The following is a 12,730-nucleotide window of genomic DNA, read 5'->3' as shown; positions in this document are numbered from 1 at the left end:
CGTCCTTATCCGAATCGAATGTGTGAAAGCCACGGCATCAGCACGATGGCCGCCAGGGCGACCAACAACTGCAGGGCCAGCCAGAGGGCCTGCAGACGCAGCAGGCGCAGGGCGCCCTGGCTGCGTTGTTGCCAGGAACGCGCTGGCCCGGCTTTGCGACCCAGCCAGGCCAAGGCCTGATCGAGCTCCGTGGTGCGCCGCTCTAGCTGTTCGGGCGCGGCAGCCAGGGTGGCGAACAGCTCGGCATCGAGGGCAACGCGCAGCGCGTAGTACTTCTGGGCCAGGCCACACACCAGCAAGGCGATGCACACGGCCGCCCCCGTGCTGAGCGCCATGAAACCGAGCAGTGGCCCCAGGCCGATGAGCAGTGCGAGCAAAGTCAGCGCGCCCGACAAGCGATCTAGGGACTTGCCGCGGCGCAGCAGCCCGGCGACCAGCTGCAGCTGCATTTCACTGCCCATGTAATGTCCCTCCCAGGGTGGATACCGAGTGGCTTAAAACGCTTTCCAGGGCCTGTAGATGCGCGTCTCCCAGCACAACCTGTGGGCGAGCCTGGCGCAGCCTTGAAACCGCCTCTGCGACGCTCCTGCAGCGGCCGCTGTGCAGTAGCCAGGCAGCGATGGCGGTGGCACTGCGTGAATAGCCCAGGGCACAGCACACCAGTACCGGCCCGTGGCTGCGTAGATTCTCAATGGCCACTGCCGCCTGCAGGCAATGTTCACTGCTCGGCGTGATCAGATCGAGACTGGCCAGTTCGCGGTAGACCTTGCCTTCCACCCGGCACGGCAGCTCGGCACAGAGGTCGGCGATGGCGGCGAACGCCTGCCCTTCTCCGTTTCCGGGAATGCGTCCGAGCCAAACGCCGTCGATCACTTCATCGGGCTGCGGATGCTTGCGGGTCCAGGCCCGGGAATTGATCCAGGCACCCATCAGATAGGGTGCCAGCAACCAGCTGCTGGCAGCGCTGAGGCGGCCGTCCGCGCGCTTCTGAAAACCCTTGGCTCCGAACAGTGCATAGTTCAACGCGACCATCAGCAGCGACAGTGCCGGCCACAGCAGCCACAAGGCGAAGCCGCCGAAATGAATCGCCACGGCGCTGCACAGGGCTGCGCCAAAGGCGTAGCGCAGGGCCAACCGCCAGCGCCGCGGGTCGCGGGCCAGGCACCAGGCAAACAACGGGCTGCGCCCTTCGCTGGGCCACAGCCACAGGCACAGGAAACCGGCGAGCATGCCGGTCGGTACGTCGATGAAATGATGTTGCCAGGTGGTCAGCACTGACAGGCCGATCAGCAGAAACCAGATATGCACGACTGCACGCCACAGGCCGCTGGCGTGCTGGGCAAAGCAGGCCCAGAGCACTACCAGCAGGGTGATATGCAGCGATGGCGCCTGGTTGAAGGGCTTGTCGAAACCCATCAGCACGTCGAACATCATGCCGAATAGTCCATCCAGCGCTGGCCGGTCGAAGGTGAAACGTAGCGGCCAGAGTAGGAAGCAGGTGATGCAGATCACCTGGGCGGTGAGCAGTCGCAGACCGAGGCGATCCACCGCGGCACGGGAGGCCGGTAGCAGGAAGGCCAGGCCGTAGAGCAGGTCGATCGACCAGTAGGGAATGATCGTCCACGGCCACAGGGGAATCTGTCGCTCCCAACCGAACACCAGGCTGCCGACGTCGTCACGTTGCGCGGTGTAACCATTGGCGAAGCCATAGGTGCCGAAGAACAGCGGCGCGAGCAGCAGCAGCCAGAGTACGCCGCGCTTCCATAATCCGCTTTCGCGGACGACCGCGGCGGGCGTCATCAGGACACCCGCTGCGCCAGGGACACGCTGAAGATGCCCCACTCATCGACGCGCTGGGTCAGCTTGCGAAAGCCCGCCGCCTCCACCAGCTGATCCATCTCCGCCTGGCTGCGCCGGCGCATCACCCAGGCCTCGCCGCCCCTGTGGCTGGTCAGCGCTCGGGCGATCAGTTCCAGCTGTGGGTGCCAGGGTTGACCGGTGTAGATCAGGTAACCACCCTCTTCCACCGCTGCCGCGAGGCCTGCCAGGGAGTCGCCGACCATGGCGTTGCTGGCGAACAGTTCATAGAGGCCGGAGACCACCGCCAGGGTAGGTTGCGGGTCGAGCGCGGCCAGGTCGGCCTTGTCGAAGGCATCACCCTTGACGAAGCGGGCGATGCTGCCCAGGCCTTTCTGCTCGATCAGTGCCGCACCGTCGCGCACGTTGATGTCGCTGTAATCACGCAGCAGGATCGAATCCGGTTTGTCGCTGCCCTGCTCCAGCGCTTCGAGAATGTAACGGCCATGGCCGGCGGCGATATCGACGATACGCACTGGGCGGCTCTGCTCGCGCAGTTTGCCCATGGCCAGGCGCAGCAGCTCTTCGGCGTGCACCTTGCGCTGGCGGATGCCCCGCCAGCCGATGGAGTTCAGGTAGTTGCGGTCGATCAGTCGGCCAATCGGCGAACTGCCGGTGGGGGTGTTGCGGTACACGTAATCCAGGGTGCTGCCCGAGTCGAAACCGGTCTCGAAACCCAGCTTCACGCCGGCGGACAGGCTGCTGCCGAACCGCATGCTGCCACGGGTGGCGCGCCAGTAGAGATCACGCGGCGAGTTTTTCGGCAGCGGCGCCGCCAGCTCTTCGGCTTCGGCGCAGCTCCAGCCCAGGCGATCGGCGTCCAGCAGTGACGGGCGCTGCAACGGCTGCTCGAAGGCTTTCAGCACGAAGCGGCGAATGCGGCTCAGTGCGTGGGCGCGGTCACGCTCGCCCAGGGTGTCGTGGAAGAAGCCGGGCAGGATGTGCATTTCCTTGTCCAGGCTGCCCAGGCGCTGGAAGAACTGCTCCTGGGGTTTGCGGTGCACCACGAAATCGCTGCCGGAGATCAGCAGCTGGGTGGGAATCTGAATCGCCTGGGCATCGGCCACTACGCGCTCGGCGGCGTCATAGAGGCCCAGCAGCATGTTCACCGATATTGGCCGGCTGATCAGCGGATCGGCCTCGAAGGAGGCGATGCGCTGCGGATCGTGGCTGAGAAACCTGGCTTTCACGTAGCTGTTGACGAAGAAGTTGCCGCGCCAGGCGCGCATCAGCTTCAGGCCCGGGCGGGCGAACGGCACATACAGCTTGACCTTGAATGCCGGCGAGGCGAGCACCAGGGCGCGGATCTTCGGCGCGTAATCGTGGGCCCAGGTGGAAACCACCACGGCGCCAACGCTTTGCGCCAGCACCACCATGTCCCCGGTATCGATGCCATACCTAGCGGCGATATGGTCGATAAAGGTCTGCACGTCGCGCACGCTGGTGGCGAAGCTCGGGCTGTCGCCCCGCTCCCCCGGCGACTCGCCGTGGCCGCGGGCGTCCCAGGCGAAGAAATCGAAACCCTGCAGGCCCAGCTCGTCGACCAGATGGGCCATGCGCCCGCCATGCTCGTGACCGCGGTGAAACATCACGATGGCGCGACGGGCTGCCCCGGGCTGCCCATCGGCAGCCGGCCAATGGCGATAGAACAGACTGACACCGTCGTGGGTCGTGAAGGTACTGGAGCGAGCTTCAATCATCGGAGGCATTCCTATTGCGCAGAGGAAGACGCTTGCGCCAGACCCTGGCGTACGCGGTTGAACAGCGTGTACAGCAGCAGCGCGGTGATTAGCGCGAGAATCGGATCGATCCAGCTCAACGGCAGTAGCGCGGTGGCCACCCCGGCACCCAGCACGCCAAAGCAGAAAGCCCGGTCGCTCTTGCCCATCGGCCCGTCATAGCGACGCGCGGCACCGACCATGGGGCCCATCACCCCGGCGTATTCGCTAATCAGCGCGAACAGCACCAGCAACACCACCAGGGTCGGTGAGACCCCGGGCAGCAACGCAAAGGGCAGGAACAACGCGGCATCGGCGATCACGTCGCAGAGTTCATTGAGGTAGGCGCCCAGCGTCGATTGCTGGCCAAACTCGCGGGCCAGCATGCCGTCCACGGCGTTGAGCGCCATGCGCAGAATCATCCACAGCGGGATCAGGGCGAACAGCCAGAGGCGCTCGGGGAAGATGGCCAGCAGCAGGCCGATGAGCACCGATACGACGGCGGCGCTCAGGGTTACCTGATTGGCGGTAACGCCAGCGTCGAAGAGGCGCTGTACCAGGGGACGCAAGAGGTTCTGAAAGCGCGGTTTCAGCTGATAAATCGAAAGCATGTCACGAACTCCGTTTCGCCATGTTTCTGTGTCTGGCAGACCGCCAGCTTAGCCGGTTGACCCCCTACTAAGCGATACGCCAACGTGAACATCGTCAAGTTGCCGCGTAAAACTTATGCCCAATTTATCGACAGTTTGGGTACCAATAAAAGTCCATTTAAATCAGTGCGTTGCGCGAGCAAATTCAATTAAAAAAAGAATTTGCTCAACAGGTTATCCACAGATGGGCCGGGTCAGGCGAGGTCGTTGGCGGTTTCCACCGGAGCGGCCTGTGGGCTCAGCGCACCGATTTCGCATTGCGCCTGGCTAACCCATTGAAATGCGCGCTCGTTGAGATTGGCGATCGCCCGTGGGCCTTCGCCCTCTGCATACATGGCCGGGCCGATCACCACCTGCACCACGCCTGGCTTCTTGCTCCAGCCGTCCTTCGGCCAGAACTGCCCGGCATTGTGGGCGATCGGCAGCACCGGCAGGTTGCTGTTGACTGCCAGGGCGGTACCACCCCGGGAGAATTTGCCGATCTGGCCGTCCGGGATGCGTGTGCCCTCCGGGAACACCAACACCCAGGCACCCTGCTCCAGACGCGTACGGCCTTGCTGGGCCAGTTGCTTGAGCGCGGCCTTGGGGTTGCTGCGGTCGATGGCGATGGGTTTGAGCATGGCCAGCGCCCAGCCGAAGAACGGCACGTACATCAGCTCGCGCTTGATCACCTGGCTCAGTGGCTCGAAGTAGGCGCACAGGAAGAAAGTCTCCCAGGTGCTCTGGTGTTTGGCGAGAATCACGCAGGGCCGCTCGGGGATGTTTTCTTGGCCCCTGATCTCGTAGCTGATGCCGGCAACCACCTTGGCCAGCCACACCGCGCAACGGCACCAGTTCTGCACCACGAAACGGTAGCGGGCACGAAATGGCAGGAATGGCGCGACGAATACGCTGATGATGCACCAGACGAACGAGCTGGATGACAGCAACAGGTAGAAGAGGAAGGTTCTGAGGAACTGCACTGTCGACATGTGAGCAATTACCGTGGCAGGTCGAGCCTGCGCTATCAAGTGAGAAGCTGGGCAGCCACGGCTGCCAGGTCATCAAATACCAGCGTTCCCGCCGGCAGTCCTTTGGCCAGGGTGCGTTCACCCTTGCCGGTTTTCACCAGCACGGGCTGACAGTCGACGGCCAGTGCCGTTTCCAGGTCACTGGCGCTGTCGCCGACGAACCAGATTCCGCTCAACGGTACGCCGTAGTGCTCGCCTATCTGGCGCAGCATACCGGGCTTGGGTTTGCGGCACTCGCAGCCATCGTCCGGGCCATGGGGGCACTGCACGATCAGGCCGACTTCACCGCCCTGCTCCGCCACCCGTTCGCGCAGCCGTGCGTGCATGGCTTCCAGTACGTTCAGCGGGTAATAGCCGCGGGCGATGCCGGACTGGTTGGTGGCCACGGCCACGGTCCAGCCCGCCTTGCTCAGCGCAGCGATGGCCTCGATGGAGCCGGGGATCGGAATCCACTCCTCGAGGCTTTTGATATAGGCGTCGGAGTCATGGTTGATGACCCCGTCGCGGTCGAGAATGATCAGCCTCATAGTGGCAAGCCTCAAGCTACAAGTTTCAAGCAGACATCTTGCCGCTTGAAGCTTGTAGCTTGTCGCTGCTGGGCGTTAGCCCAGCACCGAGATATCGGCGACACCCAGGAACAAGCCACGCAGACGCGCCAGCAGCGCATAGCGGTTGGCACGTACCTTGGGATCTTCGGCGTTGACCAGAACCGCTTCGAAGAAGCTGTCCACCGGCGTGCGCAGCGAGGCCAGTTGGGCCAGCGCCTCGCGGTACTGACGCGACTGCGCCAGTGGCTGCACGGCGTTGTCGGCCTTCTGGATCGCGGCGTTGAGGGTGAACTCTGCCGGCGTGTCGAAGTAGTGGGCTTCGATGCTGCTGGCGATCTGGCCGTCGGCCTTGCTCAACAGGTTGGACACGCGCTTGTTGGCAGCGGCCAGTGCCTCGGCTTCGGGCAGCGTGCGGAAGGCCTGCACGGCCTGCACGCGCTGGTCGAAGTCCAGCGGCGACATCGGGTTCACTGCACGCACGGCCTGGTAGACCGAGACGTCCACGCCTTCGTCTTCGTAGCGCGCACGCAGGCGATCGAAGATGAACTCCAGCACCTGCGGGGCCAGGCCGGCGGCCTTGACCTTGCTGCCGTACTGGCGCACGGCGAACTCGACGGTGGCGCCCAGATCGAGCTCCAGGCCCTTTTCGATCAGGATGCGCAGCACGCCCAGGGCGGCGCGGCGCAGGGCGTAGGGGTCCTTGCTGCCGGTGGGCAGCATGCCGATGCCGAAGATACCGACCAGGGTGTCGAGCTTGTCGGCCAGGGCTACCGCTGCACCGGTCAGGGTGCTTGGCAGCTCGGCGCCGGCACCACGCGGCATGTACTGCTCGTTCAGGGCCAGGGCAACGTCTTCGGGCTCGCCGTCGTTTAGCGCGTAGTAATAACCGGCGATGCCCTGCATCTCCGGAAACTCGCCGACCATTTCACTGGCCAGGTCGCACTTGCTCAGCAGGCCGGCGCGGGCGCCACGCTTGGCGTCGCCGCCGATGCGCCCGGCGATGAAGCCGGCCAGGGCCGAGACGCGCTGGGCCTTGTCGTAGACGGTGCCGAGCTGGGCCTGGAACACTACGTTGGCCAGGCGCTGGTTGAAGGCTTCCAGTGGCTGCTTTTTGTCCTGCTTGAAGAAGAACTCGGCGTCGGTGAGGCGCGGGCGCACCACCTTCTCGTTGCCGGAGATGATCTGCGCCGGGTCCTTGCTCTCGACATTGGCCACGGTGATGAAGCGCGGCAGCAGCTTGCCGTGCACATCGAGCAGGCAGAAGTACTTCTGGTTGTCCTGCATGGTGGTGATCAGCGCTTCCTGGGGCACCGCCAGGAAACGTTCCTCGAAAGAGCAGACCAGCGGCACCGGCCATTCGACCAGGGCGCTGACTTCATCGAGCAGCGCCGGCGGCACGATGGCGGTGCCCTGCTGCTCGGCGGCCAACTGGTCGACGCGCTTGGCGATCTGCTCGCGGCGCTCGGCGACGTCGGCGATCACGTAGGCGGTGCGCAGCTCCTGGGCGTACATGGCGGGCGCGGAGATGCGCACTTCATGGTTGGCATGGAAGCGGTGGCCGCGGGAGAAACGGTTGGCCTTCTGGGCGAGGATTTCGCAGTCGACGATCTGATCGCCGAACAGCATCACCAGCCACTGGCTCGGGCGTACGAATTCGGTCTTGCGGGCACCCCAGCGCATGCGCTTGGGAATCGGCAGCTCGTTCAGGGAGTTTTCCACGATCCCGGGCAGTAGCGTGTAGGCGCGCTGGCCAGGAATGTGCTGGCTGAATTTCAGCTTCGGCCCGCTCTGGTCGATGGCCGACAGCTCCACGCCGCACTTCTTGGCGAAGCCCAGGGCGGCCTGGGTCGGGTTACCCTCGGCATCGAAGGCCGCCTGCACCGGCGGGCCGTCGAGGTTGACGGTGCGATCCGGCTGCTCGGTGGCCAATTGCTCGACCAGCACCGCCAGGCGGCGTGGCGCGGCGTAGTAACGTGCTCCGCGGTAGCTCAGGCCGGCGGCCTTGAGGCCTTTCTCGACACCGGCGAGAAAGGATTCGCCCAGGGTTTTCAGGGCTTTGGGTGGCAGCTCTTCGGTGCCCAGTTCAACCAGAAAATCGAGCGCACTCATTCTGCAGCCTCCAGCTTGGCCAGTACTTCATCACGCAGATCGGCGGTGGCGAGCGGGAAGCCCAGGCGGCGCCGGGCCTGCAGATAACTCTGCGCCACGGCGCGGGCCAGGGTGCGCACGCGCAGGATGTACTGCTGGCGCGCAGTCACCGAAATGGCGCGGCGGGCATCCAGCAGGTTGAAGGTGTGGGAGGCCTTGAGGACCATCTCGTAGGTCGGCAGCGGCAGCTCCAGTTCGATCAGGCGGTTGGCTTCGCTCTCGTAGAAATCGAACAGCTCGAACAGCTTGTCGACGTTGGCGTGTTCGAAGTTGTAGGTCGACTGCTCCACTTCGTTCTGGTGGAACACGTCGCCGTAGGTGACCTTGCCGAACTGGCCGTCGGCCCATACCAGGTCGTAGACCGAGTCGACGCCCTGCAGGTACATGGCCAGGCGCTCGAGGCCGTAGGTGATCTCGCCGGTGACCGGGTAGCACTCGATGCCACCGACCTGCTGGAAGTAGGTGAACTGGGTGACTTCCATGCCGTTGAGCCAGATCTCCCAACCCAGACCCCAGGCGCCGAGGGTCGGCGATTCCCAGTTGTCCTCGACGAAGCGGATGTCGTGCACTTCAGGGTCGAGGCCGATGGCCTTCAGCGAGCCCAGGTACAGCTCCTGGAAGTTTTCCGGATTCGGCTTGAGCACCACCTGGAACTGGTAGTAGTGCTGCAGGCGGTTGGGGTTCTCGCCGTAACGGCCGTCGGTCGGCCGGCGCGATGGCTGCACGTAGGCGGCGTTCCAGGTTTCCGGGCCGATGGCACGCAGGAAAGTGGCGGTGTGGAAGGTACCGGCACCCACTTCCATGTCATAGGGTTGCAGTACCACACAGCCCTGCTCGGCCCAGTATTGTTGCAGGGCGAGGATCAGGTCCTGGAAGGTGCGCACGGCAGGCGTTGTCTGGCTCACGAAAAATTCACCTGTTGGGGCTGCGACAGAAAGCCGGGGAGTATACCCGATGCAAGGCGCAGCCCGCATGCTGCGCCGTCTTGCCTGATAAAACGGCCGCGGCGCAGAGCACGGCCTCGGTGAATGCGAGGCTAGCGAGAGGTGAGCCCTCTGGCGGCGACTCGTCCCGGCCTTTGTGGGCGCGCACCATGCGCGCGAAATCGTCATCAGCCCTTCGGCGGGAAACCTGGCGGTCGCGCCGATATCGCTTCCCGGGTCTCGCCCAGGCTGCAGGCGCCGATGGTCCGCGGTTATAGTCTGCCCTCGCCCCTCACCGAGCCGACTGCCATGCCCCGCTGTTTCTGGTGTAACGACGATCCGCTGTATCAGGCCTATCACGACGAGGAATGGGGCGTGCCTTCGCGCGATCCCCGGCACCTGTTCGAGATGCTGCTGCTCGAAGGAGCCCAGGCCGGGCTGTCGTGGATCACCGTACTGAAGAAACGCGAGCGCTACCGTGACGTGCTGTTCGGTTTCGATGCCGAGCGCCTGGCAGCGATGAGCGATGCCTATATCGACACCCTGATGCAGGACCCCGGCATCATCCGCAATCGTCTCAAGCTGCAGGCCGCGCGCAAGAACGCCCAGGCCTGGCTGCGCCTCGAGGATCCGGTGGCGCTGCTCTGGTCGTTCGTCGGTGGCCAGCCGAAGATCAATCATTTCACTGGCCGCGGCGACGTGCCGGCGGTCACCCCCGAAGCCGAGGCCATGAGCAAGGCGCTGAAGAAGGCCGGCTTCACCTTTGTCGGCCCGACCATCTGCTACGCCTTCATGCAGGCCACCGGCATGGTCATGGACCACACCCGCGACTGCGATCGCTACGCACAACTGCAAACGGAGAAGCAGCCATGAGCACCACCATCGATACCCTCGAACAACTGGAGGCGCTTTACGGCGTGCCCCACGAGCGCTCCCTGCGCAAGGAGCTGGGCTACCTGAGCGCGCCCTACCAGGCGCTGGTGGCGGCTTCGCCGTTCGTGGTGCTGGGCACCCATGGGCCGGATGGACTGGACTGTTCGCCACGGGGTGATGCGCCGGGTTTCGTGCGGATCCTCGACGAGCGCACCCTGTTGCTGCCGGACCGCCCCGGCAACAACCGCATCGACAGCCTGCGCAACATCCTCCACGACCCCCACGTGGCGCTGCTGTTTCTGATTCCCGGCGTGGGCGAAAGCTTCCGGGTCAACGGCCGCGCGAGCATTTCGCTGGAGCCCGAGCTGCTGGCGCTGTGCGAGGCGCAAGGCAAGCTGCCGCGCAGCGTGCTGCGCATCAACGTCGACACCTGCTACTTCCAGTGCTCCAAGGCGGCGGTGCGCTCCGGGTTGTGGGCGGTCGAACGGCAGGTCGAGCGGGCCAGCCTGCCATCGGCCGGCGACCTGCTCAAATCGGTACTGGACCCCGGGTTCGACGTGCAGGCCTACGAGCAACAGTTGCAGGAACGGCTGAAAACCCAGCTTTATTGAACGTTTCGTCGTTTCTGATCGTGTATGTAACAGTCAGGCCGGCCCCGGACGGTTACAATACGTGCCCTTTTTTATCGGGAGCTGCTTGTGGAAAAGCTCAAAGGCGCGCTGGTGGTCGGATCCCTGCGCTTGTTCGCCCTCCTGCCCTGGCGTGCGGTGCAGTCGCTCGGCGCGATGATCGGCTGGCTGATGTGGAAGTTGCCCAACGGCTCCCGTGAAGTCGTGCGCATCAACCTCGCCAAGTGCTTTCCGGAACTGACTGCCGCCGAGCACGACAGGCTGGTCGGCCGCAGCCTGATGGACATCGGCCGCACCCTGACCGAGAGCGCCTGCGCCTGGGTCTGGCCGGCCCACAAGTCACTGGCCCGCGTGCGCGAGGTCGAGGGCCTGGAAGTGCTCGAAGCCGCGCTTGCCTCCGGCAAGGGCGTGGTCGGCATCACCAGCCACCTGGGCAACTGGGAAGTGCTCAACCACTTCTACTGCTCGCAGTGCAAACCGATCATTTTCTACCGCCCGCCCAAGCTCAAGGCAGTCGATGACCTGCTGCGCGAGCAGCGCGTGCAACTCGGCAACCGTGTGGCGCCGTCGACCAAGGAAGGCATCCTCAGCGTCATCAAGGAAGTGCGCAAGGGCGGCGCCGTAGGCATTCCCGCCGACCCGGAGCCGAGCCTGTCGGCCGGTATCTTCGTGCCCTTCTGCGGCACCGTTGCGCTGACCAGCAAGTTCGTGCCGGGCATGCTCGCCGGCGGCAAGGCGGTCGGCGTGTTCCTGCATGCGCTGCGCCTGGAGGACGGCTCCGGTTACAAGGTGATCCTCGAGGCCGCGCCCGAGGGCATGTACAGCGAGGACACCTACACCGCCGTGGCGGCCATGAGTGGCGTGGTCGAGAAGTACGTACGCGCCTACCCCAGCCAGTACATGTGGAGCATGAAGCGCTTCAAGAAACGCCCCGAGGGCGAAGAGCGCTGGTACTGAAACCGGCGGCGCCTCGCAACACGGCGCCGCTGCGCTGGCGCGGGTTCGGCGATTTGGGTTATTAACGGGGCACATCTTTCCCGAGGCTGTCAGGATATGTCCGCCAACCAGCGTCAGCATCCCCGTACACCGATGAAATGTCGGATCAAGATCTGCCACCCGAGCTTCGGTGAGCTGGTCGCCCAGACCCGCGATCTTTCCGATGGCGGCGTGTACGTCAAGCACGAGAGTCTGGCCGACCTGGAGCCCGGCACTCGGGTGACCGGCCAGGTGCAGGATCTGCCCATCGAGGCGCCGATCCTGGAGATGGAGGTCATGCGCGTCAGCGCCGATGGCGTGGGGCTGCGCTTTATCCGCGACTGAGCCGAAGGCCGACGCCCTGCTCCGCCGGACTAGAGCTTGGCCTTGACCGCCGCCAGGCCATCACCGCCATCACGGGTTTTCACGCCCTCCAGCCAGCCTTCCAGCACCTGCGGGTTGGCCTTGATCCAGTTGCGGATCGCCGTGGCATTGGCCACCTTGCGGTTGAGCACGTCGTCCATGATGGTATTTTCCATCTCCTGGGTGAATTTCAGGTTGGTCAGCAGTTTGCCCACGTTCGGGCATTCGGCTACATAGCCCTTGCTTGCCAGGGTGTTGACCGAACCGGTGCTGCCGAAGAACTTCTCGCCGCCCTTGAGGTACCTCATGTCGAACTGCACGTTCATCGGGTGCGGCGTCCAGCCGAGGAACACCACGAACACGTCGCGCTTCACCGCGCGGCCGACCTGCACCAGCATGGCCTGCTCGCTGGACTCCACCAACTGCCAGTCACCCAGGCCGAATTCGTCGCCGGCGATCATCTGGCGGATGTAGTCATTGGCGGGCGAGCCCGAGCCGATACCGTAGATCTTCTTGCCGAACCTGTCGGCGAATTTGGCGAGGTCGTTGAAATCCTTCACGCCGGCTTCATAAGCGTAGGTCGGCACGGCCAGGGTGTATTCGGTGCCGCCGAGGTTCTCCACCACCTTGTCGATCTGCCCGCTGGCCACGTAGCGCTCGTAGTCATGCTGGCCGGCGGGCATCCAGTTGCCGAGAAACACGTCGACCTGGCCTTTCTGCAGGCCGGCGAAGATGATCGGCACCGCCAGGGTGCGGGTCTGCGGTTTGTAGCCCAGGCCGTCGAGCAGCAGGCTGGCGATGCCGTTGGTGACCGCGATATCGCTCCAGCCTGGGTCGGCCAGGCTGACGCTGGCGCATTTGGCGTCTTCCGCCTGGGCGTACAGGCTGGCGCTCAGGGCCAGCAGGCTGGCGGTGATCACGGTCTTGAGTGGCTTCATCGGCATTGTCCTGATGCGTGAGGGGAGCTGTAACCCTAGCAGATACAGGGGCGGTTCTTGCCCGGTGTCAGGCGGCTTCTGACCTGCACCGTTCGTCG

Annotated in this window: 13 protein-coding genes; 4 read left to right on the top strand and 9 right to left on the bottom strand. The window is 64.5% G+C overall.

Going from position 1 to position 12,730, the window contains the following annotated elements; all coding sequences use genetic code 11:
• Window positions 1-5: 5 nt before the first annotated feature.
• From SA190iCDA_RS02610 to glyQ, 8 genes are all read right to left on the bottom strand, one after another.
• Window positions 6-461: a hypothetical protein gene (locus tag SA190iCDA_RS02610; RefSeq protein ID WP_070884854.1), complete on the bottom strand. Its 456-nt coding sequence runs from the start codon at window positions 459-461 to the stop codon at window positions 6-8.
• Window positions 451-1,800: a phosphatase PAP2/dual specificity phosphatase family protein gene (locus tag SA190iCDA_RS02605; protein WP_070884853.1), complete on the bottom strand. Its 1,350-nt coding sequence runs from the start codon at window positions 1,798-1,800 to the stop codon at window positions 451-453. Before SA190iCDA_RS02605 ends, SA190iCDA_RS02610 begins: the two co-directional genes overlap by 11 nt.
• Window positions 1,800-3,557 carry a bifunctional alpha/beta hydrolase/class I SAM-dependent methyltransferase gene (locus SA190iCDA_RS02600; protein ID WP_070884852.1) on the bottom strand — a complete coding sequence of 586 codons (1,758 nt, stop codon included), beginning with the start codon at window positions 3,555-3,557 and terminating at the stop codon, window positions 1,800-1,802. Before SA190iCDA_RS02600 ends, SA190iCDA_RS02605 begins: the two co-directional genes overlap by 1 nt.
• An 11-nt stretch (window positions 3,558-3,568) precedes the next feature.
• The gene (locus SA190iCDA_RS02595; protein WP_070884851.1) at window positions 3,569-4,186 is read right to left on the bottom strand and encodes a CDP-alcohol phosphatidyltransferase family protein; all 618 of its coding nucleotides are present in this window, start codon (window positions 4,184-4,186) and stop codon (window positions 3,569-3,571) included.
• 233 nt (window positions 4,187-4,419) lie between these two features.
• Window positions 4,420-5,196 (bottom strand): lysophospholipid acyltransferase family protein, encoded by a 777-nt coding sequence (locus SA190iCDA_RS02590; protein ID WP_070884850.1) that lies wholly within the window; start codon window positions 5,194-5,196, stop codon window positions 4,420-4,422.
• Window positions 5,197-5,231: 35 nt separating this feature from the next.
• Window positions 5,232-5,762, bottom strand: coding sequence for a D-glycero-beta-D-manno-heptose 1,7-bisphosphate 7-phosphatase (gene gmhB, locus SA190iCDA_RS02585; RefSeq protein WP_070884849.1), 531 nt, complete (start codon window positions 5,760-5,762; stop codon window positions 5,232-5,234).
• Between the two features lie 75 nt (window positions 5,763-5,837).
• Window positions 5,838-7,892 (bottom strand): glycine--tRNA ligase subunit beta, encoded by a 2,055-nt coding sequence (glyS, locus tag SA190iCDA_RS02580; RefSeq protein ID WP_070884848.1) that lies wholly within the window; start codon window positions 7,890-7,892, stop codon window positions 5,838-5,840.
• Complete coding sequence (glyQ, locus tag SA190iCDA_RS02575) at window positions 7,889-8,836, bottom strand: glycine--tRNA ligase subunit alpha (protein ID WP_070884847.1); 948 nt, start codon at window positions 8,834-8,836, stop codon at window positions 7,889-7,891. Before glyQ ends, glyS begins: the two co-directional genes overlap by 4 nt.
• 327 nt (window positions 8,837-9,163) lie before the next feature.
• Here glyQ and SA190iCDA_RS02570 point away from each other — a divergent pair, with 327 nt between their 5' ends.
• The 4 genes from SA190iCDA_RS02570 (at window position 9,164) to SA190iCDA_RS02555 (ending at window position 11,676) form a co-directional block, all read left to right on the top strand.
• Window positions 9,164-9,727: a DNA-3-methyladenine glycosylase I gene (locus SA190iCDA_RS02570; protein WP_070885253.1), complete on the top strand. Its 564-nt coding sequence runs from the start codon at window positions 9,164-9,166 to the stop codon at window positions 9,725-9,727.
• Window positions 9,724-10,338, top strand: coding sequence for a pyridoxamine 5'-phosphate oxidase family protein (locus tag SA190iCDA_RS02565; RefSeq protein ID WP_070884846.1), 615 nt, complete (start codon window positions 9,724-9,726; stop codon window positions 10,336-10,338). Before SA190iCDA_RS02570 ends, SA190iCDA_RS02565 begins: the two co-directional genes overlap by 4 nt.
• 87 nt (window positions 10,339-10,425) lie before the next feature.
• Window positions 10,426-11,313 (top strand): lysophospholipid acyltransferase, encoded by an 888-nt coding sequence (locus SA190iCDA_RS02560; protein WP_070884845.1) that lies wholly within the window; start codon window positions 10,426-10,428, stop codon window positions 11,311-11,313.
• A gap of 96 nt (window positions 11,314-11,409) precedes the next feature.
• On the top strand, window positions 11,410-11,676 hold the full coding sequence (locus SA190iCDA_RS02555) for a PilZ domain-containing protein (protein ID WP_070884844.1): 267 nt from the start codon (window positions 11,410-11,412) through the stop codon (window positions 11,674-11,676).
• Window positions 11,677-11,705: 29 nt separating this feature from the next.
• Here SA190iCDA_RS02555 and choX read toward each other — a convergent pair whose 3' ends face one another.
• A complete protein-coding gene (gene choX / locus SA190iCDA_RS02550) occupies window positions 11,706-12,632 on the bottom strand; it encodes a choline ABC transporter substrate-binding protein (protein ID WP_070884843.1) in 927 nt (308 codons plus the stop codon).
• Between the last annotated feature and the right edge of the window lie 98 nt (window positions 12,633-12,730).

The sequence above is a fragment of the Pseudomonas argentinensis genome, from assembly GCF_001839655.2.
In the GTDB taxonomy this organism is placed as follows: Bacteria; Pseudomonadota; Gammaproteobacteria; order Pseudomonadales; family Pseudomonadaceae; genus Aquipseudomonas; species Aquipseudomonas argentinensis_B.
Note: the sequence above shows the minus strand (reverse complement) of the source record. Positions and strands in the feature narration are given on the sequence as shown.

Coding starts and splice junctions, on each gene's coding strand:
- SA190iCDA_RS02570 (WP_070885253.1), top strand. CDS start 9,164: ATGCCCCGCTGTTTCTGGTGTAACGACGATCCGCTGTATCAGGCCTAT.
- SA190iCDA_RS02555 (WP_070884844.1), top strand. CDS start 11,410: ATGTCCGCCAACCAGCGTCAGCATCCCCGTACACCGATGAAATGTCGG.
- SA190iCDA_RS02605 (WP_070884853.1), bottom strand. CDS start 1,800: ATGACGCCCGCCGCGGTCGTCCGCGAAAGCGGATTATGGAAGCGCGGC.
- SA190iCDA_RS02610 (WP_070884854.1), bottom strand. CDS start 461: ATGGGCAGTGAAATGCAGCTGCAGCTGGTCGCCGGGCTGCTGCGCCGC.
- SA190iCDA_RS02595 (WP_070884851.1), bottom strand. CDS start 4,186: ATGCTTTCGATTTATCAGCTGAAACCGCGCTTTCAGAACCTCTTGCGT.
- glyS (WP_070884848.1), bottom strand. CDS start 7,892: ATGAGTGCGCTCGATTTTCTGGTTGAACTGGGCACCGAAGAGCTGCCA.
- choX (WP_070884843.1), bottom strand. CDS start 12,632: ATGAAGCCACTCAAGACCGTGATCACCGCCAGCCTGCTGGCCCTGAGC.
- gmhB (WP_070884849.1), bottom strand. CDS start 5,762: ATGAGGCTGATCATTCTCGACCGCGACGGGGTCATCAACCATGACTCC.
- SA190iCDA_RS02600 (WP_070884852.1), bottom strand. CDS start 3,557: ATGATTGAAGCTCGCTCCAGTACCTTCACGACCCACGACGGTGTCAGT.
- SA190iCDA_RS02590 (WP_070884850.1), bottom strand. CDS start 5,196: ATGTCGACAGTGCAGTTCCTCAGAACCTTCCTCTTCTACCTGTTGCTG.
- SA190iCDA_RS02565 (WP_070884846.1), top strand. CDS start 9,724: ATGAGCACCACCATCGATACCCTCGAACAACTGGAGGCGCTTTACGGC.